This window comes from Planobispora longispora (genome assembly GCF_016863135.1).
GTDB classification, from domain to species: Bacteria; Actinomycetota; Actinomycetes; order Streptosporangiales; family Streptosporangiaceae; genus Planobispora; species Planobispora longispora.
Genome location: NZ_BOOH01000045.1, coordinates 119,972 through 142,174 on the forward strand (window position 1 = coordinate 119,972; position 22,203 = coordinate 142,174).

Annotated in this window: 22 protein-coding genes; 16 read left to right on the plus strand and 6 right to left on the minus strand. The window is 71.6% G+C overall.

Annotated features, from left to right (window positions below):
- Positions 1-363 precede the first annotated feature (363 nt).
- Positions 364-1,575, minus strand: coding sequence for a DUF5994 family protein (locus Plo01_RS41235; protein ID WP_307837408.1), 1,212 nt, complete (start codon positions 1,573-1,575; stop codon positions 364-366).
- On the opposite strand from Plo01_RS41235, the gene Plo01_RS27145 reads away from it, so the two are divergent.
- From Plo01_RS27145 to Plo01_RS27165, 5 genes are all read left to right on the plus strand, one after another.
- Positions 1,574-2,173, plus strand: coding sequence for a DUF5994 family protein (locus tag Plo01_RS27145; protein WP_275415425.1), 600 nt, complete (start codon positions 1,574-1,576; stop codon positions 2,171-2,173). The two genes, Plo01_RS41235 and Plo01_RS27145, sit on opposite strands and share 2 nt — an antisense overlap.
- Before the next feature lie 122 nt (positions 2,174-2,295).
- Positions 2,296-2,619, plus strand: coding sequence for an STAS domain-containing protein (locus Plo01_RS27150; protein ID WP_203893523.1), 324 nt, complete (start codon positions 2,296-2,298; stop codon positions 2,617-2,619).
- Between the two features lie 341 nt (positions 2,620-2,960).
- Positions 2,961-3,284 carry a UBP-type zinc finger domain-containing protein gene (locus tag Plo01_RS27155; protein WP_203893610.1) on the plus strand — a complete coding sequence of 108 codons (324 nt, stop codon included), beginning with the start codon at positions 2,961-2,963 and terminating at the stop codon, positions 3,282-3,284.
- Between the two features lie 19 nt (positions 3,285-3,303).
- On the plus strand, positions 3,304-4,281 hold the full coding sequence (locus Plo01_RS27160; protein ID WP_203893524.1) for an acyl-CoA desaturase: 978 nt from the start codon (positions 3,304-3,306) through the stop codon (positions 4,279-4,281).
- Positions 4,282-4,421: 140 nt separating this feature from the next.
- A complete protein-coding gene (locus tag Plo01_RS27165) occupies positions 4,422-5,381 on the plus strand; it encodes a LysR family transcriptional regulator (protein ID WP_203893525.1) in 960 nt (319 codons plus the stop codon).
- A 50-nt stretch (positions 5,382-5,431) separates the two neighbouring features.
- On the opposite strand, the gene Plo01_RS27170 is transcribed toward Plo01_RS27165, so the two are convergent.
- Positions 5,432-5,632, minus strand: coding sequence for a hypothetical protein (locus tag Plo01_RS27170; RefSeq protein WP_203893526.1), 201 nt, complete (start codon positions 5,630-5,632; stop codon positions 5,432-5,434).
- 624 nt (positions 5,633-6,256) lie between these two features.
- On the opposite strand from Plo01_RS27170, the gene Plo01_RS27175 reads away from it, so the two are divergent.
- The 4 genes from Plo01_RS27175 to Plo01_RS27190 all read left to right on the plus strand — a co-directional run bounded on the left by Plo01_RS27175 (position 6,257) and on the right by Plo01_RS27190 (position 9,003).
- Complete coding sequence (locus Plo01_RS27175) at positions 6,257-6,445, plus strand: hypothetical protein (RefSeq protein ID WP_203893527.1); 189 nt, start codon at positions 6,257-6,259, stop codon at positions 6,443-6,445.
- A gap of 112 nt (positions 6,446-6,557) precedes the next feature.
- Entirely contained in the window at positions 6,558-6,899 is a 342-nt protein-coding gene (locus tag Plo01_RS27180) for an STAS domain-containing protein (RefSeq protein WP_203893528.1), read from the plus strand.
- Between the two features lie 4 nt (positions 6,900-6,903).
- A complete protein-coding gene (locus Plo01_RS27185; protein ID WP_203893529.1) occupies positions 6,904-8,025 on the plus strand; it encodes an acyl-CoA desaturase in 1,122 nt (373 codons plus the stop codon).
- A gap of 423 nt (positions 8,026-8,448) precedes the next feature.
- Complete coding sequence (locus Plo01_RS27190; RefSeq protein ID WP_203893530.1) at positions 8,449-9,003, plus strand: hypothetical protein; 555 nt, start codon at positions 8,449-8,451, stop codon at positions 9,001-9,003.
- Between the two features lie 21 nt (positions 9,004-9,024).
- Here Plo01_RS27190 and Plo01_RS27195 read toward each other — a convergent pair whose 3' ends face one another.
- The 3 genes from Plo01_RS27195 to Plo01_RS27205 all read right to left on the minus strand — a co-directional run bounded on the left by Plo01_RS27195 (position 9,025) and on the right by Plo01_RS27205 (position 11,448).
- Entirely contained in the window at positions 9,025-10,131 is a 1,107-nt protein-coding gene (locus tag Plo01_RS27195) for a CU044_5270 family protein (RefSeq protein WP_203893531.1), read from the minus strand.
- The gene (locus Plo01_RS27200; RefSeq protein WP_239317144.1) at positions 10,128-10,640 is read right to left on the minus strand and encodes an RNA polymerase sigma factor; all 513 of its coding nucleotides are present in this window, start codon (positions 10,638-10,640) and stop codon (positions 10,128-10,130) included. Before Plo01_RS27200 ends, Plo01_RS27195 begins: the two co-directional genes overlap by 4 nt.
- Before the next feature lie 148 nt (positions 10,641-10,788).
- A complete protein-coding gene (locus Plo01_RS27205) occupies positions 10,789-11,448 on the minus strand; it encodes a TetR/AcrR family transcriptional regulator (RefSeq protein WP_203893532.1) in 660 nt (219 codons plus the stop codon).
- 39 nt (positions 11,449-11,487) lie between these two features.
- On the opposite strand from Plo01_RS27205, the gene Plo01_RS27210 reads away from it, so the two are divergent.
- From Plo01_RS27210 to Plo01_RS27240, 7 genes are all read left to right on the plus strand, one after another.
- Entirely contained in the window at positions 11,488-12,945 is a 1,458-nt protein-coding gene (locus Plo01_RS27210; protein ID WP_203893533.1) for an MFS transporter, read from the plus strand.
- Positions 12,942-13,925 carry a saccharopine dehydrogenase NADP-binding domain-containing protein gene (locus tag Plo01_RS27215; protein WP_203893534.1) on the plus strand — a complete coding sequence of 328 codons (984 nt, stop codon included), beginning with the start codon at positions 12,942-12,944 and terminating at the stop codon, positions 13,923-13,925. The genes Plo01_RS27210 and Plo01_RS27215 overlap by 4 nt, the downstream gene beginning before the upstream one ends.
- Before the next feature lie 57 nt (positions 13,926-13,982).
- Positions 13,983-14,120, plus strand: a complete 138-nt coding sequence (locus Plo01_RS27220) for a hypothetical protein (protein WP_203893535.1) — start codon at positions 13,983-13,985, stop codon at positions 14,118-14,120.
- Entirely contained in the window at positions 14,117-17,335 is a 3,219-nt protein-coding gene (locus tag Plo01_RS27225; protein WP_203893536.1) for a DUF7824 domain-containing protein, read from the plus strand. The genes Plo01_RS27220 and Plo01_RS27225 overlap by 4 nt, the downstream gene beginning before the upstream one ends.
- 139 nt (positions 17,336-17,474) lie before the next feature.
- Positions 17,475-18,677, plus strand: coding sequence for a sensor histidine kinase (locus Plo01_RS27230; RefSeq protein ID WP_203893537.1), 1,203 nt, complete (start codon positions 17,475-17,477; stop codon positions 18,675-18,677).
- A gap of 11 nt (positions 18,678-18,688) precedes the next feature.
- The gene (locus tag Plo01_RS27235) at positions 18,689-19,393 is read left to right on the plus strand and encodes a response regulator (protein WP_203893612.1); all 705 of its coding nucleotides are present in this window, start codon (positions 18,689-18,691) and stop codon (positions 19,391-19,393) included.
- Positions 19,394-19,776: 383 nt separating this feature from the next.
- On the plus strand, positions 19,777-20,580 hold the full coding sequence (locus tag Plo01_RS27240; RefSeq protein ID WP_203893538.1) for a hypothetical protein: 804 nt from the start codon (positions 19,777-19,779) through the stop codon (positions 20,578-20,580).
- A gap of 35 nt (positions 20,581-20,615) precedes the next feature.
- Here the strand turns inward: Plo01_RS27240 and Plo01_RS27245 are convergent, their stop codons facing one another.
- Entirely contained in the window at positions 20,616-22,157 is a 1,542-nt protein-coding gene (locus Plo01_RS27245) for an MFS transporter (RefSeq protein WP_203893539.1), read from the minus strand.
- Between the last annotated feature and the right edge of the window lie 46 nt (positions 22,158-22,203).

The following is a 22,203-nucleotide window of genomic DNA, read 5'->3' on the forward strand; positions in this document are numbered from 1 at the left end:
GATATGACGGCCGGCGCCGCGGAAACTGAGCACCGCGTCCCCGGCGGGATGCTCGGCGAGGCCGAACAGGTGCACTCTCCGGGTGGAGAGCTCCATTCACTGCGCACCATCAAGCAGGCGGACGGAGGAGACGGCACGCGGACGTCCTCGGCGCCGGGGTGCGCAGACCGCGGCATGGCGACGCCGTAACAGGCCACGGCGGTATAGGCCCCCGCGGCTCCAAGGCGTGCAGCGCGTGATCACCGGCCGACGCTCTGGCTGCGCGGATGAAACGAGAGTGGATGCCTGCCGACCGGAGATCGATCCGCCGCCGAAATGGGCGGTATCTGAACCGCTCGATCCGGCCGGCAGGCGGCATGTGGGTCACGCCGACGGCGGCCTGGCGGAGGACAGGGCGTCCTGCCCAGCGGTGGCCGGCCCTCCTCCGTTCTTCCAACGGGCCAAGCTGTCGGCGGCCATCGCGCGGGGAAGGAAGTCGGTTGGCAGGTGCGCGATGGGAAGGATGTCGTCGGGAGTCAAGCCGGTGGTGTCCTGGGCGGTGAGCTTGAGGATGGCCTCAGCGGAGCCGACGGCGGTGCCCGGCGGGATGACCAGCAAGACGATCGGCTCAGCGGCCGCGAAGATCAGAGTGATCACACGGGAGTCGGCGTAGCGGAACCAGCCGACCCGGATGGCCCGCTCGCGTGCCGGGATGCGGTGCGGGATGCGTTCCCACACGTCCTGGTGCACGCCGACCCGGACCGTGGCACGGTCGAGCAGCCGGTCGACGGCGACGATGAGCCCGGGCAGTTCGGCGGTCGCGTCACAGGAGTAGGGCCACCAGGCTCCGTCCACCGCCGCTCTTCGATTCAGCACCGAGGGGAGGCTGAGCCGCAGCGGGGAATCGCCTTGATGGAGCCCGGCGGAAACGGTCCCCGGCGGCGTCAGCTGCGAAGGAAGCGTTGGCGTCATAGTCGCCTGACCTGTCCAGACCCCTGCGAACGGGGCCGTAGCGGTGGTTCGCCGGGGGCGACGCCGACCTGAGCGCCAACGCACGAAGTGTCCTCGGTATCTCCACCGTACCTCATGATTTCCGGAAACAGCCTGATGGAGTGATTTCCGGAAACGTGTTCGGCGAGCGGCCCCGGCCCGCTGGGTGTTGGCCGCAGCCGCCTTCGTGCTCGGCGCCGCTGTCGATGCCTTGCTGTCCATGGCCTCGCCGACCGGGCCTCCTCGGCTATGGCTGCCCTTGCGCAGGACGATCGGCCCCGCGCTCGTCATCACGATCGGTCTGGAGGTCCTCAAGACCCTCGGCCGCGGTGAGGAGCCCGAGCCCACACGACACCGACATCGTGTAGCGCATCGTTCACTCCAGCACTCCGGCCTGCGCGGGCGGATTCTCGGCACCCGCAGGTACAGGGTATTTCCGGAAGCTAATCGAGCATCCTCCTTCCGGAATCGGGAATTCCGGAAACCGTGAGGTAGGCTAAAGAAACCGAGGGCTTTTTGAGCGTTGACACTCAAGTCGGCGCCGCCCTCCGGTGAACCACCACCGGCCTCCTTTTTGAAGGGGGCCCGGACGGGCCAGGCGACCATGACGCCGACACTTCTTTCTCAACTCTCTCACCGCACACCGCTCAGCTCTGTCTCATCTGCGATCCCCCGGGTCGATTCCGCATTGCGGCTCGCTCTCCCCCCGGTGCCGAATCGGCGAGCGGCGATAGACGGGGCCTGGTGGCCCTATTCCCGCGACGCGGCGGCCGAGCTGCCCGATCTCATCGCCGCCGTCGACCAGCGGCTGGGCCGGACCACGCTGCGGGTAGGCGTGCACCAGGACGCGTGGCAGAGCATCCCTCGCCGCATCCCGGCACGCGGCAGGCAGGTCCGCATCGGCTGGTTCCGCCACGCCGACCCGCACGTGATCACTCTCATCTTCGCCGCCGGCGAGCCGGTCGTCTTGCTGGTCATCCCGCCCGACACCGCCGTCGGCGCCGCCCAGACCATGCTCACGTTCACCGTCCGGGACACCACCGGCCTGACCGCCGAGGACATCCTCACCCTGCCGAGCCCGTCACCCGATCCCGCGTTCGGCGTGCGGACCGCCGACAGCCCGGCCCGCTGGGAGAACGAAGGCGGATCGGTCATCGCGCAGGAGGCGCCCCCTCCAGGCGACCGACCGTCGGGACCGGCGTGAGGTCACCGTACCGCCTGCCGGCCGGATCGAGCGGTTCCGGCACCGTCCGTTCTGACGGCGATCCGATCTCCGGCCGGCAGGCGTCGGGTCTCATATCAGCTTCTCCGAACAGGAGATCTTCCATGGCCGTCATCGACACCGCCGCGCTCGGCAGAGCGAACGCCCCGGCACCGACCCTCGTGCACCTGTCGGGAGACATCGACATCCTCACCACGACTCAACTGCGCCGGCGGCTGCTGAACGCTCTCGACAACAGCACCGACCTGCTCGTCCTGGACCTGTCCCGGGTCACCTTCTGCGGGGCCGGCGGGCTCGGCTTGATGATCGACGTGCAAAGCCGCGCCCGGGCACGGGGCATCACGCTGGCCCTGACCGGCCTTCCGCCGAGTATCGCCCGGCTGCTGTGCATCGCCGGCCTGAACCGCCGCTTCCCGATCGTGGCGTGACGCCGACGGCGGTCATGGCATTCTCCGCGAAGACCGGGGTGAGTACACGGGCATCGGCGTGGCGGAACCAGTCGACCCGGATTGTGCCGCCACGTCGCGGGACGGCACCGGTCGCCCTGCCCAGCCGCGTCGCGGGCTTCCGCCGGCGAGATCCCACCGAGGCCTCCGGAGCGTGATCAGTCAGAGGACCGATTCCCGGGAGACGACCGGATGCCGGGCTCGGCAATCGCAATAGATGATGAGGTTTGCTCAAATCAGACGTTTCCACTGGTCCGCCCATCGCATTGACTCAAGGGGAACCAGCCGGTGCAACTCGCACCGCTGTCGATGAGAGGGTCGTGATGACCCTGGATATACAACTGGGTGCACAAGGCGCCGACATCCCGGCACGCGGAAGCCTGAATGGGAAGAGCGCGTGCTGTGACCACCTGGACACGGTTCCGGCCGCCGAGCACGGACCGCCGGAATGCGCGCAGTGCCTGGCCCGGGGACTGACCTGGACGAGCCTGTGGGCTTGCCTGACCTGCGGCTGGGTGGCGTGTTCCGACGATTCACCGGGCGGCCACGCGAGGAAGCACTACGAGGAGACCGACCACGCGGTGGTCGTCTCGCTGGAACCGAATACGACCTGGCGCTGGTGTTACGTACACGGACGGATCGCATGACCGAGACAGAAAGAAACTCATGACCCTCTCCCCCGAGGCGATAAAACGCCGCGCGGACTACGACGGCGACTCCCCCTTCCCCGAGGCCGTGCACGATTTCACGGCGAGCAGGTTCCAGATCGGGCTGACGGCGGCTCTCGTCGTCATACCGTTGGCCGCGCTGGGTGCAGGCGTCTGGCTGGCGTGGGGCAACGGGCTCGCGCTCCACGATCTGCTGCTGGCCGGAGTCCTCTACGTGGTCACCGGGCTGGGAGTGACCGTCGGGTTCCACCGGCTGCTCACCCATGGTTCCTTCACCGCCCGACCGTGGCTGCGGGTGGCGCTGGCGATCGCCGGGTCGATGAGCTTCCAGGGCAACGTCGTCGACTGGGTGGCGATCCACCGCCGCCATCACGCCTTCACCGATCGCCCGGGTGATCCCCACTCCCCTTACCGGTACGGCACCAGCCTGCGCGGGCAGCTGCGAGGGCTCGCCCACGCGCATCTCGGCTGGATGTTCACCGGTGATCCGACTCCGGCCGCCCGGTACGCTCCCGATCTGCTCGCCGATCCGGCGATGGTCAAGGTGGCACGCGCCTTTCCCGCCCTGTCCGCCGGATCCCTGGCACTGCCGTTCCTGGCCGGTTGGGCGATCAGCGGAAGCCTGTACGGCGGGCTGACCACGTTCCTGTGGGCCGGACTGATCCGCGTCGCCCTGCTGCAGCACATCACCTGGAGCGTCAACTCCCTCTGCCACGTCATGGGCAGCCGGCCGTTCAGAACCCGCCGTCATGATCGGGCGACGAACCTGTGGCCGCTGGCCCTGTTGTCGTTCGGGGAGAGCTGGCACAACGGCCACCACAGCGAGCCCACATGCGCCCGCCACGGCATGGACCGCCATCAGATCGACCCTTCTGCCGGGTTCATCCGTCTCCTCGAACGGCTCGGCTGGGCCGAGGCCGTACGCTGGCCCGACCCCCACCGCATGGAAAGCCGCCGGTCCGGCGCATCCGAATGAGATGAGTTCTCCAGCGTTCGGATGGGCTCGCCACTGTTCGGATGGGTTCGCCACCGTATCGTGGCCCGGCGGCCGCGAGGACCTATGGTGGAACCAGACGGTCCGCATCGGCGCCGCCCGGTGGGGAAGGGGTGGCGGGCATGGAACTGCGCCAACTCCGCTATTTCGTGACTCTGGCGGAAGAGTTGCACTTCGGCCGGGCGGCAATCCGCGAGCACATCGTGCAGTCGGCGTTGAGCCAGCAGATACAGCGACTCGAACGCGAGCTCGGGACGCGCCTGCTGAATCGCAGCACCCACCATGTCGAGCTCACCCCGGCCGGCGCCGCCTTCCTCGTCGAGGCACGTCAGATCCTCGATCACGTGGGCCGGGCGGTGCATACCGCACGCAACGTCGCCGCCACCCCGCGCACGCTCCGGGCCGGCATCGTCGACGCCGCCTACGATTCCATGCCGCAGATCCTGCGCGATGTCCAGCGGCGCTTTCCGGACCTGACGATTCACCAGGTCGAAGCCGGCACTCCCGATCAGTATCGGCAGTTGGCCGACGGACGTCTGGACATCGGGATCGGGCGCGCCTCCCAGACGCCTCCCGAAATCGCCTCCGAGGTGATCCGGCTCGACCCGCTCGGTGTGCTGGTCCCCGCCGACCACCGCTTCGCCGCCCAGGAGGGGGTGCCCGTCGCCGCGCTGTCCGGCGAACTGCTCCTTTTCGGCGAGGAAACCCGATCACCGGAGTTCAACCAGTTCGTCATCGAGCTATGCCGTACGGCCGGTTTCGCCCCCAACGTCTATGAGGGGACCGTCGAGAGCACCCGCGCCGCCGCCGACCTCGTGCTCCAGCACCGCTGTGTGCTCTGCCTCCCCGTCTCCTCTCGCACCTCCGGCCAGCCGGGCACCGTCTGGCGGCCTCTGATCGAGCCCGTGGCGCACTACCCCTGGTCGCTCCTGTGGCGTGTCGGTGACCGACCCGCCCACGTCACCGCCGTCATCGGCAGCGCCAGACAGCTCGCCCGCCGGCTCGACTGGCTGCGACCCGTCATGCCGCCCACCGGCCTGGGTGCGGCGACGGCCATCGGCGGCGGCGACGAGCCTTCCTGAGCTTTCCGGATCTCACCGCCAGAGAAGCCGAGCGGGCCGCCTCGTTCAGATCATCTTTTTCCGAGGGGATCCGTACACGTCAGCCTGATACCGGAAGAGGTTTCCCTCACCGTGAACCGAGCGGTGGAACTGCCCCCCTCGGGCATCATCGCGTCATACAGCTCGGCGTTGCCGATCTCCACTACGCCACCCGCCCTGCGGATCATCACGAGCATCATGGCTCGGATGTCGGCATCACTGGGCTCGCTCATCGTGGCCTCCCGGCTCGACCCGCCGATCGTCCCCTGCCATGCTCCAACCGGCGACACATCCACCGGCGCCGACCCCTGCGAACACCCCGGCGGCTCAGCGACACCGGCTCGCGCGACGAGAGCAGCAACACCACAGCAGAGCGGATTCCCTGAACTCGATTCCACCCTACCCCTTCCTTACATCCCCTCCGGGGTGGCATCCGGAAAAATTACGACAGTTGCCCCTACCAAAGCGTGATCCGGGCAACTTGAGCGGATAATTCAACCGATAAGCGCACGGGGCAGGCGATCGACACCGAGCCGGCGCGACGGCTCCGAACGCAGCCGGCATCGGTCAGGAGCCTGACACCGCAGCATCGCCGAACCGCACAGAAACCAGGCGTGGTCCCGGAAATGCATTCATGCCGCCGCGGCTGGCTGAAACCCTGTTTCCGCAGGCTGTCGCCGGGTTCCCGCATCCGGAGCCACGCCGTTCCCCGGAAGATCTCCCCCGAATGAGGTAGGTTGGAGATTACCGAGGACATCTCGCACGTTGGCATTCAGGTCGGCGTCGCCCACGGCGATAGACCGTTCGAGGTCCGCTGAAGGACCTGGATAGGCCAGGCGATCACAACCATGACGCCAATGCTGCTCTCTCATCTCACACCGCCGGTCGCCGCCGCAGGCACGCCCGGCCTCCGGCCGGCCGGCATCCCCGTCTCCACCCTCGCGCGACGCTCCGCCGTACCGGACGTCGGCGCTCTGGACGACGACGGCCCCGCCTGCCGGGAGAACGAGGGCGGACACCGCGCCGATCACTCGGCCACGCCCTGACTTCCCGAGCCTGACCAGGCAGCCGGCTCGAACGGCGCCGGTGTCGCGATCCGACGGCCGGCCGGCAGTCGCCTCACTTCTTCCGCTTCCTTTTCTCCGATCGGAGAATCCCATGACCGTCACCACCGTCACCACCGTCACCACCGCCTCCCCGCCCAGCAGGGGCGGCTCATCGGCTCCCACCGTCATCCGCCTGTCCGGGGAGATCGATATTCTCACCCGCCCGGCACTTCGTCGCCGTCTGCTGAGTGCCCTGCGCTACAGCACCAACCTGTTCATCCTCGACCTGTCGGAGGTGTCGTTCTGCGACGCCTCCGGGCTGGGCATGCTGATCGGCATCCAGCGCCGTGCCCGGGCGCGAGGCATCACCCTCATCCTGACCGCGCCGAGTCCGTGCGTGTCCCGGATCCTGCACATCACCGGCCTGGATCGCAGCATGCCGATGGAGGCGTGATCAGATGCGCCCTCACTCCCATGCCGAAGCCTACGACGGGCGCTCACCGTTCCCGCAGGCCGCGCCGCGCCCCGCCGTCCACACCGGACAGGTGGCGCTGACAACCGCGATCGTGCTGACCCCGTTCCTGGCGCTGGCCGCCGGCGTCTGGCTGGCCTGGGGCAACGGGATCACCCTGACCGACCTGCTGCTGGCCGTCGTCTTCTACATCGTGACCGGGTTCGGGGTCACGGTCGGCTTCCACCGGCTGCTGACCCACCGCTCCTTCACCGCCCGCCCCTGGCTGCGTGCCACCCTGGCGGTGGCCGGATCCATGAGCTTCCAGGGCAACCTCATCGACTGGGTCGCCGTGCACCGCCGCCATCACGCCTTCACCGACCGCCCCGGCGACCCGCACTCGCCCCACCGCCACGGCGCCCACCTCGGCGGGCAGCTGCGCGGCCTGGCCCACGCCCACCTGGGCTGGTTGTTCACCGACCGGCACGTCCCCGCCGAGCGTTACGCCCCCGACCTGCTCGGCGACCCGATGATGGTACGCATCGCGCGTGCCTTCCCCGCCCTGTGCGCCGCCTCCCTGCTCCTGCCGTTCGCGGCCGGATGGGCGATCAGCGGCAGCCTGTACGGCGGGCTGACCGCATTGTTGTGGGCCGGCCTAGTCCGTATCGCCCTGTTGCAACATGTCACCTGGAGCGTCAACTCCCTGTGCCACATGATCGGCAACCGGCCCCACGCCACCCGCAAGCACGACCGCTCGACCAACCTGTGGCCGCTGGCGGTGCTGTCCTTCGGAGAGAGCTGGAACAACGGCCACCACAGCCAGCCCAGCTGCGCCCGCCACGGTCGCGGCCGGCGCCGGATCGACCCCTCGGCCGCCCTCATCCGCCTGTTCGAACGCCTGCACTGGGCCGACCACGTGCACTGGCACACCCCTGGCGACCTCCAGCGTCCTCGGACCGTGGCGAGCATCCACTCCCTGCGCACCGGCACAAGCCCGACCAGCGCCGTCCCCCATCTGACCGGCCGGCGCAATGGCGCCCGCCGCGGCGACCGGCGTCGGCCCGCTACGGCGCGGAAGACGAGGATCTGGCCCCGCACGGCGCCGCCGACATCGCCTGGTGGCGGATGATCGTCCGGAGTTCGGGCGGCGCCGCCTACCTGCCGGCCTTCGACAGCCTGGTTCGCCGTCTCCGACCTCCTGGTGGGACTCGGCGCAGGCCGATGCCGCTCCGCGTCCCGCCTGACGGGTGGGCGCGGGCGGCGTTCCGGCTCAGGGAGTAGTTGAGCCGGCCGCCGGATCCTGGACGCCGGTTGCGGCTCGGGCCCCCTGACCGCTGTGCGCCCTCTCAGTCCGTCTCAGCTTCACCACAGGGTCCCCCGCATAGCGTGCGGGAGCATGGCGAGCACATCATGCGTCACCGCAGCGCCCCGGTGGCCGGGTCATGGGTGAGAACGCGCCCACCGCTCCTCCGGCGCCTGCCCGCGATGCGGCGCCGTCCATTCCTCCCGCACCGCGCGGATCAGGCCGGAACCCACCCCCGCTCCCCCGCGCGTGCGCGTGCTGGCCTACGTGGGCGCCGCGGCGTTCCTGCCGTATGCGGCCATGAAGACGACCTGGGCGCTGGGCGGGACCTTCGCCGGCGTCAGCGGGGCGCAGGCGCTGGCGACGATGGAGCGCAACGGCGCCTCCGGGATGGTGCTCACTCTTGAGCGCTGGGGCATCGACGCCACCGTGCTGCTGGCCGCGCTCGGGGCGTTCCTCATCGTCGGCCTGGTACGGCCCTGGGGGCAGACCTTCCCCCGGTGGACGCTCGCCCTGCGCGGCCGGCGGGTACCGCGCTGGCTGCCGCTGACCCCCGCGCTGGTCGGCACCGCCACGCTCGCCCCCTACGGGACGATCGGACTCGTCTACGCCGCGCTCGGCACCGCAGGCGCGGTGAACGTCTCCCGGGGAGACTTCCCCACCCCGGGAGACGCCCTGCTGGTGACCTGGATCGGGCTCGGCGCCTTCGCCGTGTACGGCATGACCCTGGCGGTGGCCGCCTGGTCCTACCTGCGCCGCACCCGGCCGGTCTGCGCGACCGCCGCAGCGGGCGGCCCGGCATGAACCACCTGCTCCGCCGCGCGGCTACGGGTGCTCGCCGGTCCAGCCCGCCTCGAGGATGGTGGTGGTGTTCCACACCGTCCCCGGCTCCAGTCCGGCCTGCATGCCGCCCGGCTCGACGACCACGCTCTCGCGCGCCAGCGCTCGGCCGGACCGCTCGTCGATGATCAGCCGTACCTGGACCACACCCTCCTCGGTGTCACCGGGCTTGGGCTGCGAGGCGCCGGCGATCGCGATCGCGGTGCCCGTGCGCCCGGCGGCGTCGGTGACCTGGCCGAGTGAGATGACCGACGGCAGGCCCGCCAGCATCCGGAAGGCCGCCGCGCGCACCTCCGGGCTCACCGGCATGTCGGTGATCAGCCCCTCGGTCACCCGGAACAGCCAGGCGTCCTCCGCCATCGGGGCGTCGGACTCGGTGTCCCTGCCCTCGTAGAAACGGAGCAGGTCGGCCTTGAGCGCCTCCGGCTCGGTCGGCAGGTTCCGCACGTCGGCCATGGTGACGTTGCGGCCGAGCCAGAAGATCTCCTCGCTCTTCGTGTGACCGGTGTACGGCTTCCCGCCGCTCTCCTTGATCGGGATCCTCTTGCGGCCCGCGAAGGTCAGCTCACGCGGCGAACCCGCCTTCTCCCAGACCGCCCGGTCGGCGTCCGTCGCGGGCTTGACCGCCAGGGTACGGCCGGAGCCCCACTGCTCCCCCGCGCCCACCCAGCTCTCGCTCTCCTGCTCTATGGAGATCACGAAACCCTCGTTGACCGGCTGGAGACTGCGGGAGCGGCTGGAAACGTGCCAGTAGTCGCCGGTGGCGGCGGGCTGGCGCTCCGCGCTGGTCGCGGCCACGAGCAACACCTCCTTCGCCGAGAGGGTGACCGGGCGCGTCGCCGCACCCGATGCCGTCGGGGACACGACGGGCGTCGGCCCCTGGGCCGGAGCGCCGACCAGCACGACCGCGGTCACGGCCGCCGCCGCGCCCGCCAGGCCCAGGCCCCAGGTCAGCGGCTTTCCGCCGCGCCGCGGCGACTGCCTGGGCTGGGCGAAGGCGTGGGCCAGCTCGGTCTGCCGGGTCCGCGGGTCGATCGGCCCATCGGCCAGATGGGCCGGGCGGGCGGCCCGCAGTTCTTCCATAGCATTCATGACAACTCCTCCACAAGCCGGGTCTGGGACGGCGTCGGCGATTCGAGCTCGGCCTGCAGGCGTTTCCTCGCCCGGTGCAGCCTGACCCGGAAGGTGGGCGCCGAGCAGCCGAGCACCTTGGCGGCGTCTCTCGGGCTCAGGCCCTGCCAGGCGACGAGGATGAGAATCTCCCGTTCGTCCTGGGTGAGCCCGGCCATGGCCTTGAGGACGCCCAGGCGCTCGGCCACCTGGTCGGCCACGTCGCCGGTGATCCACTCGCGCATCTCACGCCGGACCCCCTCCCGCCTGACCTCGGCCCTGATGGTGTCGCGCAGCACGTTGCGCGCCACACCCAGCAGCCATGGCAGGGCGTTCTGCGGCACCTGGTCGAACTTGCGCCAGGCGATGGCGAACGTCTCGCTCACGACCTCGTCGGCCACCTGCCGACCGGCGCGGCTGACCGCGTAGGCCCAGACGCGTTGCCGGCATTCGTCGTAGATGGTGGTGAAGCGCTCTCGATCGCCCGTCACCGCTCCGACCCCTCACGTGTCCCGGAAACTGCTGACAGGAGGAAGTGGTCCGGGGTCCCCGGAAGTTACCGGCCATCGCCGGAAGATTCGAACCGCCGCGGGCCCGTCCGAGGCTGGCGGAGATCCCTGAGGAGATCGCCGGCGGAGATCACAGCTCCGTGAGCAGGCGCGTGAGCGCGTCGACGGCCCACGCCTGCCATCGCGAGTGGTCCCAGCCGCGGTCGCGGACCAGCAGGTTGTACGTCTCAGGCGACAGGACCGTCAGGGCGATGTCGGCGGCGTCGTCGGCGGAGAGGCCGTCGCGCAGGACCGTCTTGCGGGCCAGCGCCTCGGCGAAGACGCGTTGCACGGCCAGCCGCTGCCGGATGTTGGCGGTCCAGACCTCGGCCAGATCGGGATCGGTCGTGGAGGCGCTGCGCACGACGTCCAGCAGCGGCGCGACGCGCAGGTAGATGTCCCCGGCCCCGGCGACCTGGCGGCGGATCTGCCCGAGCGGCTCGGGGTCGTCGAGCGCGTCGCGGACCCAGGACCGCTCGAGCGTGGGGACGGGCTCGTCGTCGCCCGCGACGGCCAGGTCGAGGGCGGTGGTGAGGATGGCTCGCTTGGTGCCGAAGGCGTAGTAGACGGTCTGCTCGCTCACCTCGGCCTTGGCCGCGATGGCGGCGATGCTCGTGGCGGTGTAGCCGGTCGTGGCGAACAGCCCGGTGGCCGCCGCGATGATGCGAGCTCGGGTGACCCGGGCCCGAGCGGCCCGGCCGTCCTCTTTCCCCGAGCCCCGCCCGCCCGCACGTCGTGGTGTTTCGTCCATGACTTGACTATAGCGCCACTCTAAAAACATTATTGGAGTGTGACTACAAAAACTTGGGGCCCAGGCGCCCTCGCGGCTCTCCTCCTGCTCACCTCGGTCGAACTCGTGGTGTTCCTCGAGGTGTCGATCGTCAATGTCGCCCTTCCGGCCATGGGCGCGGCTCTGGCTCTGGCGGATACGGGCCTCGCCTGGGTGGTCAACGCCTACCAGCTGACGTTCGGCGGCTTCCAGCTGGCAGGCGGGCGTGCCGCCGACGTATTCGGCCGGCGCCGGATGTTCCAGGCCGGCATCGCCCTGTTCACCGCGGGGTCCCTGCTGTGCGGCCTCGCACCCGACGCCGGCACGCTGCTCGCGGGCCGCGCCGTACAGGGCGTCGGCGCGGCACTCGTGGTCCCGGCCGAGCTGGCGCTGCTCTCAGCGATCTTCACCGAGCCCGCCGCCTACCGCCGCGCGTTCGGAGTGTGGAGCGCCATGGCGGCCGCCGGCGCCGGCTCCGGCGTGGCGCTGGGCGGGATCCTCACCGAGACGGCCGGCTGGCCGTGGATCTTCCTGATCAACGTCCCCATCGGTCTGGCGGCACTGGCCGCGAGCCCTCGTCTGCTCCCCGCGGACCGGCCGCCGGCCGCGCGCGGCGGAACCGGCGGGCCGCGCTTCGATCTGCTGGGCGCGCTCACCGGCACCGGAAGCCTGCTCGCCATGGTGTTCGTCGCCTCCGAGCTCCCCACCCGGGGCTGGGACGCGCTCACCGGCGCGGCGACCGCCGTCACCGTGGTGCTCGCGGTCGCCTTCCGGGCCCACCAGCGGCGCCACCCGCAGCCGATCCTGCCGCCCGCGCTGCTGCGGCGGCGGGAGGTGGGCGCCGGCACCGTGGCCAACGCCCTGGTGGGCGCCGCCCACGTCCCGGCGTTCGTGCTGCTGTCGCTGATGCTGCAGGAGGCCATGGGCTATTCCGCGATCGCCGCCGGGTTCGCGGTCCTGCCCATCGCGGCGGTCAACATGGTGACCGCCCGCACCGTGGTGCCCTGGGCGGCGGGGCGTTTCGGGACGCGCGCCGTGCTGGCCGCCGGCATGGGCCTGCTCGCGCTCGGCCTGGCCGGATACGCGGCGTTCCTGCACCCGGGCGCCGGGTTCCTCACCGCCGTCCTTCCCTCCAGTGTCGCCTTCGCCGTGGGGCTGCCGGCGGTGTTCGTCGGCTCCACCGCCTCCGCCGTACGCGCCGCACCGGAAGAGCAGAGGGGAACCGCCTCCGGACTGCTCAACACCGCCCAGCGGCTGGGCGCCTCGCTCGGCGTCACCGGTGCGCTCATGGCCTCGGCGGCGTGGACCGCCTCCCACGGAGGCACCACCGGCGCGCTCGCCGACGGGCTGCGGATCGGATTCGCCGTCGCGGCCGGTCTCGCGGTCCTCGGGGTCCTGTGCGCCCTGACCATGTTCACCCGTCACCGCGCGGACACCGCGACCGCCCCCGTCCAGCGGCGAGGAGCACTCCAGCGATGAGCACCATCCTGATCATCGGCGGATACGGCGCGGTCGGCCGCGAGGCCGCGGCCGCGCTCACCGGACGTCCGGGCATGACGGTGATCGTGGCCGGACGCGATCCCGGCCGGGCCCGCCCCGTCCCGGGGACCACCGCGATGCGCGTGGACGCCTCCGACCCCGCCGGCCTGGACAGGGCGCTGGAAGGCGTGGACACCGTGCTCATGTGCGTCGAATCCGGCAACGCCGTCGTGGCCCGCGCCTGCCTGGAGCGCGGAATCGGCTACGTGGACGTGTCGGCCTCCCGGCACGTGCTCGCCGAGATCCAGGAGCTCGACGGTCTGGCCGTGGAGCGCGGCGCGACGGCCGCCCTCAGCGTCGGCCTCGTCCCCGGCGTCACCAACCTGCTGGCCCGGATCTGCGCCGAGCGTTCACCGGCCCGGGACCTGCGCATCGGCGCGCTGCTCGGCTCCGGAGAACACCACGGCCCGGCGGCGATCGCCTGGACCCTGGACGGGCTGGGCCGGCTCGACGGCTCGTGGACGATGCGCTTCCCGGCGCCGTACGGCGATCGCACCGTCCACCGCTTCCCGTTCTCCGACCAGTACACGCTGCCCGGCACTCTCGGCACGGCCTCCGCGAGCACGGGGTTGTGCCTGGGCTCCCGTCTCACCACGAGTCTGATCGCCGCGGCCCGCCGGCCCCCCGTCGCCGGCCTGTTGTGCCGCCCCGAGGTCCGCGCCCTGCTGATCAGAGCGCTGGGGAAGATCCATCTCGGCGGCGACGGGTTCGCCGTGACGGTCCAGGCCGGCACGGTGCGGGCCGCCTTCAGCGGACGGCTGCAGAGCCGCGCCACCGGGCGCACCGCCGCGCTGCTCATCCGCCGCCTGCCCGCCCTGCCCGCGGGCGTCCGGCACATCGAGCAGCTGGTGGACCCCGTCGCCTTCCTGACCGAACTCGCCGCCGAGGGATTCGACCTCCATCTCGACCGCGAGCGATGATCGGATCCCGGCATCCGCCACGCCGGTTTGTCGGTGTGGCGATCTAATGTCCCGGCCATGACTTCAGCGACGCGGGCGTCCACGTACGCCGCGCCCTCCTCGAACGATGCCGACATGGTCGGCATGCCGCTCACCCCGCGACCGGCCACGGCGCCCGGGCTCGTCGACGCGGGCGCCGCGGAGGTCTCCCGATGACCCTCTGGACGGAGATCTGCGATCTGATCACTCGCAACCAGGTCATCCGCCTGGCCGACCGGCTGGTCACACTCACCGAGGAGGAGCGCGCCGAGCTGGGCGGGCGGTTGCCCGACCTCGTCAAGGAGCTGCGCCGTGTCCGCACCGAGCAGGTTCGCGCCGAGCATCCCGACGACTTCGAGGAGATGGCCTCCTGGGAGGTCGGCGACCTGCTCGACGAACTGGCCGACGCGCTGCTGCTGACCGGTGTCGGCGTCATCACCGGCCCGGCGGCCGCGGTGAAGTGGATGACCGGCCGCGACGTCAACCGCCGCTGGGCCGGGGATCCCAACGTCGCCCAGGTGTGCCGGGTGGCGGCCGCCCGCCCCCCGGAGTGGCGTCGCGATGTCGCGGTCCGGCTGGCCCGGCGGGTGCGCCGTCCCGCCGACCGCATCGCGCCGCTGGCCGTGGCGCTGCTGCGCGAGTCCGGCGCCGTGCCGCCCGACCACGACCCGCTGGTGGCCGCCTGGCTGACCGCGCCGAGCGTGGCCGGTGACCCGCTGACCCCCGTGCTGCTGCCCCGCGTCTTCGACGCCGACGGCGCGGGCCGCGCCCTCCGTGACGAACGGCTGGAGCCCCGGCCGACCCGCTGGCTGGCCGCCGCCGCCCGCGAGCTGCCCAGGGAACAGGCGCTCGACGGTTGCGTGAGCCGTTTCCTGCGCGGCGGCGAGGCGCAGGACCTGCGATTCTTCGTCCGGCTGCACATGCTCCTCGACCCCACGCCCGCGGAGTCCGCGCCCCGCCTGCGCGACTACCTGCGGTTGTTGCCGTCGGCTCCGGGCACGGTCGCCGAGCTGGCCGCCGAGCAGGTGCGGAGGGCGATGCCGCTCGACCACGCCGACCTGGTCGAGGCGGTCGACGCGCTCACCTTCCGGGACGAGGCCAAGTTCGCCGCCAGGGGCCTGCGCTGGCTCGACCAGGCGATCCGGGCCGATCCCGAGGTGGCCGCCGACTTCGTGACCGCGCTGACCACGGCGTACGCGCACAAGTCCTTCGACGTGCGCAACCGCGCGGTCGAGCTGACCCTGAAATACGCCGGCCTGTTCGCCGACCACACCGGGGCGATCCTGGACGGCGTCCACCACCTCCCCACCGGCCTGGGCGCGAAACTGGCCGAGCGGTTCGGCGGGGAGGTCCCGATCGAGGAGCTGCTGGAGCGGAAGGAGTTCCCGCCGCTGCCCGAACCGCCGGAGGCGAGACGGTTCCCCGAGCCGTCGATCTTCCCCTACCACCACGAGCGCTGGATCGACCAGGAGCGCTGGCTGGCGGCCTTCGTCGCCGGGATCGCCGACGACCGGGCGGAACTGCGCCGCAGGCTCGAGCCCCACGTCGAGCAGGACCGGGGCTACTGGAGGTCCAGGGAGGTGCGCACCGACCCCGACGACTGGCAGTCGGCGCTGTCCGCCGAGCTCGTCACTCCCGGGAGCGTGCCGGAGCTGCCGCCGATCGGGCCGGAGAAGTTCTGGGACGGCGCGAACCACTCCGTGGGAGTACGCGTCCTCACCCGTGGCGAGGAGCCCGACCCGGAGCCGGAGCCCCGGGGGATCACGGTGGTCGGCGGCTACCGGCCCGGCCGCTACCTCGACGACGACGCCCCGCTGCGCGCCTTCTTCATCACCTGGACCAGCGACGACGGCCCGGACGGGGCGGTGGCCTGCGAGGGCGACCGGCAGATCCCCTTCGCCGGCGGCCGGATCCACCTGAACGGCTCCCCCGCCGACGCCGAGCAGCCCTCGTCTTACGGCGGCGACGGCGAGAAGAACGAGGACGAGGACGGCTGGGACGACGAACTGCCGCATCGCCCCCATCGGCTGCGGACGAGGCCCGGCGTCCTGTACGACGACTCCGTGGAGGCCATGCCGTTCTTCGTCCTCGAGCGCGCCTACGAGCGCATGGCCGAGCTCGGTGTGGCCCCCGCCCGGATCGCGGCGATGCGGGCGGGGAAGCAGGTGCCCCCGCCGGACCCGGACGAGCCGCTCGTGCAGGTGACCGTCGTCTTCGTCCCGCCCCGGCTGCGTTCCTTCATGCCCAGGGAGCTGCCCGAGCACGACGAGTGGCGGCGGCGCAACCGGCTGCCCCACCCCAATCGCGTCTCCCCGCCCCACGATTTCCTGCTGCACCGCTACGCGGAACTCGCCGAGGCCCTCCGCGACGGCACCCTGCCGCCCGTGCTGCTGGCCACGCCGACCTGGATGAGCGGCCACCTCGACCCCGACGTGCTGGTCGACCGGCTGGAGACCTGCGCCGCCGCCGGAGTGGAGCCGCCCCCGGCCGACCTGGCGCAGGCGCTGCTGCGGTTGCCCCGGGGCAGCCACCGGGCCGCGGCCGACCGGGCCGCCGAGGTCGCCTCGGAGGCGGCGCGCTCGGCCGCCCGCTGGCTCGCCGGCGACGGCATGGCCGACCCCGAGTGCGGCCACGTGTGGCGCCACATGGTCGGCGCGTCCATGGTCGAGTTCGGCGACGGCGAACCGGAGCACTTCACCGAGGTCAGGCTGCAGCCGGTGCTGCGGGTGACGGCCCCGACCGGCCATCGGCTGATCGACGAGGTGCTGCTGCGCCAGCCGTCCGACTGGACGGCCGACGAGTACGGCGGCACGCTCGGGGCGTGGCCCGCCATGCTGCCCTCACACCGCGAGGTCGTGGCCGTCAACTTCCTGCCCTTCCTGCTGCGCGGCCGCTGGGGCACGTGGGTGACGCCCCCGGAGATCACCAGCCTGGAGATCACCCAGGGCCCGATGGGCGAGTCCACGGCGGTGATCCTCGCCTTCCTCCTGGCCGGCGGCGTTCCCGGCATGATCCCGCTGGTCCTGAGCATGGCCGCGAGGGGTGAGCTGCCCGCCGAGGCGATCGGCCGCCAGCTCGCGCTGGTGCTGCGCCGCACCTGGCGGGAGACCCGCCCCGCCATCGCGGCCCTGACCGAGCTGGCCGACGCCGGCGGCCACCACGAGGTGTGGCGCATCCTGCGCGCTCTGCTGCCCGGGATGCTGCCGGGCGAGGGACGGCGCATCACCGCGACCCACGCCGAGCTCGTCGCCTTCGCCGCCGACGTGGCGCGCTGGACCGGCGCGCGCGGGGAGATCCCGGTCGTCGCCGGGTTCGCGCGCAGCCGCCGGACGATCCGCTTCGTCCACGAGTGCAAGCGCCTTCACGCCCAGCTCGCCGGGGCCGCGCCATGACCTCTGACGACATCCGTACGCGATGCGGTGGGGCGCACCTCGGCCCGGCCCGCGCGAGCCGGTGGTATGACCCCGGGTGGAGGCGGATGTCCGACCGTGGGCAGATGCCCGATGATCTATAAGGCGATACCTTCCCCTCATGAAACGGGCTGGATGGCGGCTCGGCGGAAAGGACGTCACCGACATGGTGGCGGCGGTCGCCGTGGCGCTCCTCATCAGATACGCCATCGTTGATCCGCCGGGGCCGTCCTCGTCATGGCCCGCCTGGTCGGCCTGGCCGGTGGCGGCGGTCCTGAGCCTCCCGATCGCTCTCCGGCGGCGCCGGCCGCGGGTCATGCTCGCTCTCGCGTGCGCCGCGGCCGTGGCGGCGACCGTGGCCGGCGCCGGCGCGGCGGGCGCGATCTGGACGTCGTTCACTCCGACCGTGCTCGTGCTGTACCTGGTGGCCTCCACCACCTCGATCGCATGGTCGACGGCGGGCCTGGCAGCCTGTCTGTCCGCCGCGGTGACCGCGGTCCTGATCTTCTACGCGCAGGTGCTCCCCGGCCTCGCGCCCGCGGCCACACCGAGCGAGGTGCCGCCGGCCTGGCCGATCGAGGTCGGCGTGATCGGTGTGTTCCTGACCGTCGCATGGGCCGTCGGAGCCGTCGTGCGCTGGAAGCGGGAGACGACCGCCCGCCTCGTCCGCCACCTCGCCGACTCCGCGGTGACCGACGAGCGCCGGCGCATCGCCCGGGAACTGCACGACGTCATCGGGCACAGCATGAGCCTGATCGCGGTCAAGGCCACCGTGGCCAACCACGTCGCCGACGCCCGCCCGCAGGAGGTCCGCGCCGCGCTGGCCGTCATCGAGCAGACCAGCCGGAGCACGCTGGCCGAGATCCACCGGGTGCTCGACCTGCTGCGCTCCGACGGCGATCCCCAGCAGGCCCATGCGCCCGTGCCCGGCATGGCGGACCTGCCCGAGCTGGCCGCCCACGCCCGCTCGGCCGGGATCGAGGTGGACCTGACCGTCCGCGAAGAGGCCGCGTTGCCTCCCGCGGTCGCGATGTCGGTGTACCGGATCGTGCAGCAGGCCCTGACCAACGTCGTCACCCACGTGGGGCCCACCCGCTGCTCGGTCACCGTGGACGCCGACGGGCGGGAGGCCGCGATCGACGTCGTCGACGACGGCCCCCGCCACAGCCGGCCGCCGCGGCCGAACCACGGCGGCCACGGCCTCGTCGGCATGCGCGAACGGGTCAAAATGTACGGAGGCGCGTTCAGCGCAGGACCCCGGCCTGAAGGAGGCTTCCACGTGTCCGCCCGACTGCCCTACGACCCGGACGGCAGTGCGACGTGAGCACCGACGACATGAGCATCGGCGCCGCCCCGCACACCCCGTCCCCTCCCATCCGGGTCCTGCTCGCCGAGGACCAGGTCCTGGTCCGTGACAGCTTCAAGGTCCTCATCGACGCCACGCCGGGGATGACCGTCGTGGGCGAGGCGGGCACCGGCGCCGAAGCCGTGTTCCTGGCCCAGCGGCACCGGCCCGACATCGTCCTCATGGACGTGCGCATGCCCGACATGGACGGCATCGAGGCGACCAGACGCATCTGCGCCGACCCCGTCGGCGCCGGCACGCGCGTGCTGATCCTCACCACGTTCGATCAGGACGACTACGTGTACGCGTCGCTACAGGCCGGCGCCAGCGGCTTCCTCATCAAAAGCGCCACCGCGAGCGAGCTCCTGACCGCCATCCGCATCGTCTCCTCCGGCGAGGCGCTGCTGGCGCCCACCGTGACCCGCCGGCTCATCGCCGAGTTCCGGCACGGTCCCCGCCCCGCCCCGGTCGTGCGCGACCTCAACGACATCACCCAGCGCGAGCGCGAGGTGCTCACCCTCATCGGCAGGGGCATGTCCAACTCCGAGATCGCCGAGCACCTGCACCTCACCGTCGGCACGGTCAAGACCCACATCGGCCGTCTCCTGGCCAAACTGCACGCCCGGGACCGGGCCCAGCTCGTCATCGCCGCCTACGAAGGCGGGCTCGTCACCAACTCGGACGGCCACCGGTGACCGGTCCGCCCTTCCCCTGACAAGGACCCGTCCGCGCACGTTCACCGGCCCCGTCACCGATCCCGGGATGGCCGGCTTCAGCCCCGGAGCAGAGTCCGTCGGCCGTCGCGGCGTCGAAGGACCGGTCGTCGGACGGCGGGTTCCCGGCGGATCCGATCACCTCAAGCGGCGGCGATCCCGATCTCGATCACCTCGGCGGATCATTCGGCATCTGCCCACGGTCAGACATTCGCATCCGTCCGGGGTCGCACCACCCGCTCGTGCCCGCCCGCCAAGATGCGACCCGAGCCAGACGCGTGCCCCCTGCCTCGCCCAGCACCATATTGCTGTGCCCCGGAATACCGGTCCAGGCACACCAATACCGACAAGATGGGCAGCACGCCATGAGCATTGATCTTCAGGAGCGCATCACGCGTTGGCGGCAGACCGGCGCGGACCGGCGGGCCGCCAACGCCGCCGCCAACCTGGACCGCCAGCCCGCCTTCCCCGGCCGATGGGTGAGCGGCATCTCGCTGATCGTCGGCCCCACCTTGATCATGGTCGGGACCCTCCTGCGCTCCCAGTTCTACTTCTTCGTGCCATATCAGCTCCACGCCTACAGCCAGCACCCCACCCTCATCACCGCCGCCTACGCCTGCTTCGCCCTCGGGTTCGTGCTGCTGTGGCCGGCGGTCATGACGCTGGCCCAGCGCATCTCCGCCACCAACCCGCTGTGGGGAATGTGGGGCGGCTGCCTGGTGATGATCGGCCTGTTCACCCGGACCTTCCAGTTCGGCACCGACCACTTCGCCTTCCACCTGACCGACGTGCTCGGCCTGCAGACCATGCTGGACGGCATCGACGGCTACTACGACGCGTGGCGAGAGACGCTCTGGCACCCCTTCAAGACCATGTCCGGGCCGGCCTTCTTCGGCTGGGTGGTGCTGGCCATCGGCGCCTACCGCTCCGGCGCCCTGGGACTGGGCCGCTCCATCGCCCTGGGATTGATGTCGGCCCTCGCGCTCGGCCCCCTCAAGGGCACCGAGCCCCAGTCCTTCCTCGCCGTCGGCGGCCTGTGCCTGGCCTTCATCCCGCTGGGCGTCTCGCTGCTGCGCAACGGCCCCGCCCCGACCCGGCGCGCCATGATCTGGGTCGTCGTCCTGATCGCCGTCCACGTCCTCATGACGGGCTTCGGCCCGAGAGGCTGACGACCCGCACCGGCGGCACGTCGGCGAGCGCGGCGTCAAGCGCCCTCCGCAAGATCTCGCGCCCCCGCTCCAGCAGGAGCGGGGGCCGACTTGTCGAGGAAGAGCAGGCTGGTGAGGACTCCCAGCAGCACGATGGCGGCGTTCACCGCGATGGCCGCCTTCAGGCCGCCGAGCATGGCCGCCGTGCCGGTCCCGGCGATCGCCGACGCGGCGATCGCGCTCATGATCGGGGTGCCCATGGTGATGCCGATCTGCTGGGTCATGGTGGCCAGGCCCGTCGCCAGGCCCTGCTCACGGTCGGGCAGGCCGGAGGTGGCGGTGACCATGAATGCGACGATGACCAGCATGTTGCCGACACCGCCGGCGAAGGTGGCCGCCAGCAGCAGCCACATCCAGGAACGGTCGTCCCCCAGGCCGAGCAGGGCGACGGTGAAGACGGCCTGCACCAGGCCACCGGCGACGAGCGTGGAGCGGGCGCCGATCCTGCCGATGACCTTCGGCGCGATCGAGCCGCCGACCACGGTGCCCAGCCCCAGCACGCCGAAGGAGAGGCCGGCCGCCAGCGGCGAGAAGCCCAGCACGTTCTGCAGATAGAGCGTCAACAGGAAGACCAGGGACGTCTCCGTCAGGAACGCGATGAGCCCGGCGATGTTCCCCCAGGCGACCGTTCGCCTGCCCAGCACCGCCGGGGGCACCAGGGGTGCGGGGGCCCGCAGCTCGACGAGGTGGAACACCGCCAGCAGCAGCCCGCCCACGGCCAGCGGGATGAGGGCGCCGGCCGTACCCCAGCCGTGTTCTCCGGCCTGCGTGAGGCCGAAGACGACGGCGAGCAGGCCGAGAGTGACGCTGACTGCGCCGGGCACGTCCAGCCGCGCCCGGCTCTCCGGCCTGGACTCCTCGATCACGACAGGGGCGGCGACGAGCACGAGCGCGACCACCGGCACGTTGATGAAGAACGCCCACCGCCAGGACAGCAGGTCGGTCAGGAGCCCGCCCAGGATGGCGCCGGTGGTGAAACCGGCCGACATCAGCGCCCCGTTGAGGCCGAGCGCCCGCTCCCGCAGGGGCCCCTCCGGGAAGGACGTGATCAGCAGGGAGAGCCCGGCCGGGGTGACCGCCGCGGTGGCCAGTCCCTGGAGGACACGGGCGACGATCAGTGCTTCCGGGCTCTGCGCCAGACCGCCGACCAGCGAGGCGGCGCCCAGGACGGCGAGCCCGCCCAGGAAGATCCTGCGGCGGCCGAAGAGGTCCGCCAGCCTGCCGAACAGCAGCGTGAACCCGGCGGCGCACAGCGCGAAGGCGGTGGCGATCCACTGCAGGTGCGCCAGGGAGAATCCCAGTCCCTCTCCGATGACGGGCAGGGCCACATTGAGGATGGAGAAGTCCACGGCCAGCATGAACTGGGCGGCCAGCAGAACGACCAGCACCAGCAGCAGCCGGGGCGTGAGCCGCCGGGATGTGCCCGGCGGTGCGGTCCCGGGGGCGGAGGCGCCGATGATGCCGGTCGTGCCAGTGGTGCCACCGGTGTCGGCGGTGCCACCGGTGTCGGCGGTGTCGGTGGTGTCGGCGGTCGACATGGTCGGAAGAGCCTTTCCTCTCGGTCACTGTGACGAGAGAAGGCTC

Excerpts from the sequence above, each read along its gene's own strand:
- Plo01_RS27180 (WP_203893528.1), top strand. The coding sequence starts at position 6,558 with ATGACCGTCACCACCGTCACCACCGTCACCACCGCCTCCCCGCCCAGC.
- Plo01_RS27170 (WP_203893526.1), bottom strand. The coding sequence starts at position 5,632 with ATGAGCGAGCCCAGTGATGCCGACATCCGAGCCATGATGCTCGTGATG.
- Plo01_RS27230 (WP_203893537.1), top strand. The coding sequence starts at position 17,475 with ATGAAACGGGCTGGATGGCGGCTCGGCGGAAAGGACGTCACCGACATG.
- Plo01_RS27235 (WP_203893612.1), top strand. The coding sequence starts at position 18,689 with ATGAGCATCGGCGCCGCCCCGCACACCCCGTCCCCTCCCATCCGGGTC.
- Plo01_RS27175 (WP_203893527.1), top strand. The coding sequence starts at position 6,257 with ATGCTGCTCTCTCATCTCACACCGCCGGTCGCCGCCGCAGGCACGCCC.
- Plo01_RS27245 (WP_203893539.1), bottom strand. The coding sequence starts at position 22,157 with ATGTCGACCGCCGACACCACCGACACCGCCGACACCGGTGGCACCGCC.
- Plo01_RS27240 (WP_203893538.1), top strand. The coding sequence starts at position 19,777 with ATGAGCATTGATCTTCAGGAGCGCATCACGCGTTGGCGGCAGACCGGC.
- Plo01_RS27160 (WP_203893524.1), top strand. The coding sequence starts at position 3,304 with ATGACCCTCTCCCCCGAGGCGATAAAACGCCGCGCGGACTACGACGGC.
- Plo01_RS27205 (WP_203893532.1), bottom strand. The coding sequence starts at position 11,448 with ATGGACGAAACACCACGACGTGCGGGCGGGCGGGGCTCGGGGAAAGAG.
- Plo01_RS27145 (WP_275415425.1), top strand. The coding sequence starts at position 1,574 with ATGACGCCGACACTTCTTTCTCAACTCTCTCACCGCACACCGCTCAGC.
- Plo01_RS27150 (WP_203893523.1), top strand. The coding sequence starts at position 2,296 with ATGGCCGTCATCGACACCGCCGCGCTCGGCAGAGCGAACGCCCCGGCA.
- Plo01_RS27185 (WP_203893529.1), top strand. The coding sequence starts at position 6,904 with ATGCGCCCTCACTCCCATGCCGAAGCCTACGACGGGCGCTCACCGTTC.
- Plo01_RS27215 (WP_203893534.1), top strand. The coding sequence starts at position 12,942 with ATGAGCACCATCCTGATCATCGGCGGATACGGCGCGGTCGGCCGCGAG.
- Plo01_RS27195 (WP_203893531.1), bottom strand. The coding sequence starts at position 10,131 with ATGAATGCTATGGAAGAACTGCGGGCCGCCCGCCCGGCCCATCTGGCC.
- Plo01_RS27225 (WP_203893536.1), top strand. The coding sequence starts at position 14,117 with ATGACCCTCTGGACGGAGATCTGCGATCTGATCACTCGCAACCAGGTC.
- Plo01_RS27220 (WP_203893535.1), top strand. The coding sequence starts at position 13,983 with ATGACTTCAGCGACGCGGGCGTCCACGTACGCCGCGCCCTCCTCGAAC.
- Plo01_RS41235 (WP_307837408.1), bottom strand. The coding sequence starts at position 1,575 with ATGGTCGCCTGGCCCGTCCGGGCCCCCTTCAAAAAGGAGGCCGGTGGT.
- Plo01_RS27165 (WP_203893525.1), top strand. The coding sequence starts at position 4,422 with ATGGAACTGCGCCAACTCCGCTATTTCGTGACTCTGGCGGAAGAGTTG.
- Plo01_RS27155 (WP_203893610.1), top strand. The coding sequence starts at position 2,961 with ATGACCCTGGATATACAACTGGGTGCACAAGGCGCCGACATCCCGGCA.